The organism is Ensifer sp., from assembly GCF_035999185.1.
Taxonomy (GTDB): domain Bacteria; phylum Pseudomonadota; class Alphaproteobacteria; order Rhizobiales; family Rhizobiaceae; genus Ensifer.
Genome location: NZ_DASYHB010000034.1, coordinates 1 through 3,027, shown reverse-complemented (window position 1 = coordinate 3,027; position 3,027 = coordinate 1). Strand labels below are relative to the sequence as shown.

The following is a 3,027-nucleotide window of genomic DNA, read 5'->3' as shown; positions in this document are numbered from 1 at the left end:
TCGCAGGACATCTGTGCTCATGAAGCGCCTGAGAGAGAATGCTATGCTGGAAGCTGAAATCAGTGTGAATGGTGATGTCTTCGTCGAAGGACACCACGTAGGACAACTAACCGGTTTCCGGTTTACGCTGGCGACCGGCGGCGACGGTCCGGATGCCAAGGCTGTGCAGGGTGCTGCGCAGAAGGCGCTGGCGCTCGAGTTCGAAGCGCGGGCTGCCCGTCTGCACGCTTCCGGCAACAACGACCTGGCGCTGTCGTCCGACGGTCTCGTGCGCTGGCTCGGCGATCCCGTTGCCCGTCTGGCTGCAAGCGACCACGTCATGCGCCCGCGCGTCATCCTGTTGGCCGACGATCAGCTGCAGGCCAATGCCCGCGAGCATGTCGTCGCCCGCATCGAGCGCTTCGTGAACCATCACATCGGCACGGTCTTGAAGCCGCTCGACGATATCTCGCGCGCTGAGGATCTCGAAGGTCTCGCCAAGGGCCTCGCCTTCCAGCTCGTCGAAAATCTCGGCGTGCTCTTCCGCCGCGACGTCGCCGAGGACGTGAAGTCGCTCGACCAGGACGGCCGCGCCTCGATCCGCAAGTATGGTGTCCGTTTCGGCGCCTACCACATTTTCCTGCCGGCGCTTTTGAAGCCGGCTCCGGCCGAACTCATCACGCTGCTTTGGGCGTTGAAGAACGACGGTCTCGACAAGCCCGGCTACGGCGATCTCATTCCGATGCTCGCTGCCGGTCGTACCTCCGTTGTCACCGACCCCTCGTTCGAGCGGACCTTCTACAAGCTGGCGGGCTTCCGTTTCCTCGGCAAGCGCGCCGTGCGCATCGACATCCTCGAGCGTCTGGCTGATCTCATCCGGCCGCTCCTGCAGTGGAAGCCGGGCGCGCAGCCGCGTCCGGAAGGCGCCTATGACGGCCGTCGTTTCACGGCGACCACATCGATGCTCTCGATCCTCGGTGCAACGCCAGACGATATGGAAGAGATCCTGAAGGGTCTCGGTTACCGGGCCGACAGCGTCAAGGCCGAGGAGGCTGCGGCCTTCCTTGCCAGCCAGGGCGGGGCACCGGCCGATGCCACAGTCAGTTCCGAACCGGTTGCCGCAGTTGATGACGCGGATACCGACGGCGGCGCCGAACAGGCCGAGGCTGCAGCAGCCGATGCTTCTGTGTCCGAAGCCGACAAGGCTGAAGTCGAGGTTGCTGTTGTCTCGAGCGACGTGCTGCCTGCTGAAGCAGAGGTAACTGAGGCCGGCGAACCGGTTGAAGCCAAGCCCGTGCTTCTCTGGCGTCCGGGCACCCGTCAGGACAACCAGCGCCAGGGTGGTCGCCCGCAGGGCGAGCAGCGCCGTGGCGGCCAGCGCCATGGTCACGGCCAGGGACAAGGTCGGGATGAAGGACGTGAAGGCGGGCGCAAGGGCGGTCAGCCGGCGCGTGGCAAGCGTCACGAAGGCGGCAAGCCGGAAGGCTCGCGTCAGGACCGTGGCGAACGCCACGAGCGTCACGACCGCGGCGGCAAGCCGGGCCAGGGCAAGTTCGAGGCGCGTCCGCCGCGTCGCGAAAAGCCGGTGGATCCGGATTCGCCTTTCGCCAAGCTCGCGGCGCTCAAGGAGCAGATGAAGAAGTAAGGCAGGCTATGGAAAAACAGTCCACGTCCAACCCGGCATCGCGCCAGCGTCTCGACAAGTGGCTGTTTTTCACGCGGCTGATCAAGTCCCGGTCGCTGGCACAGAAGGCGATCGAGGACGGGCGCGTCGCTGTCAACGAGCAGCGAACGACGCAGTCGTCGTTTCAGGTCAAGGTGGGGGACGTGCTGACGCTCGCCCTCGACCGCCGCGATCTGATCGTGCGGGTGCTTGGGGCAGGAGAACGGCGTGGTCCCTACGAGGAAGCGCGGCTTCTTTATGACGATCTCACCCCTGAGCAGCCGAAGGAAAAGCTCTCTGCTTTCGATCTTGCCACGCGCGACCGTGGGGCGGGACGACCCACGAAGAAAGAGCGCCGGGAAACCGATCGGCTGAAACCGGATTTCGATCCGCGCGAGGATTAGAAAACTCTGCCTTTGCGACGGCGTTTGGCGCATTGAATATTCTTGCAAAGGGTCCATAAAGCCTTTACCTGACAGACCCACGTTGGGTGCATCGGTCTTGCTTCGGCAGCTATGCGCGCCGGACATTCCTAGCATGCGCGGACGAAGAGCATCACCATTGATTGCCGTCTGCCATCAAACGTGAGCATCGGCTGGAGTACCTCATGACGTATGTCGTGACCGACAATTGCATTCGCTGCAAGTATACCGACTGTGTCGAAGTCTGCCCCGTGGACTGCTTCTACGAGGGCGAGAACTTCCTCGTCATCCATCCGGACGAGTGCATCGACTGCGGCGTCTGCGAACCGGAATGTCCGGCCGAAGCGATCAAGCCGGACACCGAGCCGGGCCTTGATATGTGGCTGAAACTGAACGCTGATTTCGCCAGCAAGTGGCCGAACATCACGGTCAAGCGTGATGCGATGCCGGAAGCCAAGGAAATGGACGGCGTCGAAGGCAAGTACGAGCAGTTCTTTTCGGCCGAGCCGGGACAGGGCGACTGAGGCGAGCGGGCGTTCCGTTCGCCGGCGCCGACAAAGCGCAGGCGACAACCCCGGCGCCAAAGCTGGGGAAAACACACACAGCGCTCGCAGTTGCGAGAATGGTGGCTTGATGGCTGCCATGCAGCAAATTATTGATTTCGGCACTTTTTTGTGATAGGTTCCTTCCACTGATCCACAGAGGGTGTTTTTGCGCGCCCGAAAACCATCACGAAAGCAAACGATCTCCAAAACGCGGCTTTTCCCAGATACGCAGCATTGCGTTGCACTGTTGTGATCGCGTTTGATGAGGCTGTTTGCCTTCCTTGGACGGACCAGGATGTACCCACCCGGCGGTATCCCCGTCTATCCCGGGCCTCACTGACCCGGCCCCGGCCATAATGGCCGGCGCGAAACAGGGAGTTTTTGAAACGAATGACGACCCAGCAGAAAAAATCTTCGA

General features: G+C 62.2%; 2 protein-coding genes and 1 pseudogene. All 3 read left to right on the top strand.

Annotated elements, in window-relative coordinates; all coding sequences use genetic code 11:
• Positions 1-1,624: pseudogene (locus VGO04_RS03340) on the top strand (helicase); the annotation flags it as partial.
• Between the two features lie 8 nt (positions 1,625-1,632).
• The gene (locus VGO04_RS03335; RefSeq protein WP_327494538.1) at positions 1,633-2,046 is read left to right on the top strand and encodes an RNA-binding S4 domain-containing protein; all 414 of its coding nucleotides are present in this window, start codon (positions 1,633-1,635) and stop codon (positions 2,044-2,046) included.
• Positions 2,047-2,249: 203 nt separating this feature from the next.
• Positions 2,250-2,588: a ferredoxin FdxA gene (gene fdxA, locus VGO04_RS03330; RefSeq protein ID WP_327494537.1), complete on the top strand. Its 339-nt coding sequence runs from the start codon at positions 2,250-2,252 to the stop codon at positions 2,586-2,588.
• Positions 2,589-3,027: the final 439 nt, after the last annotated feature.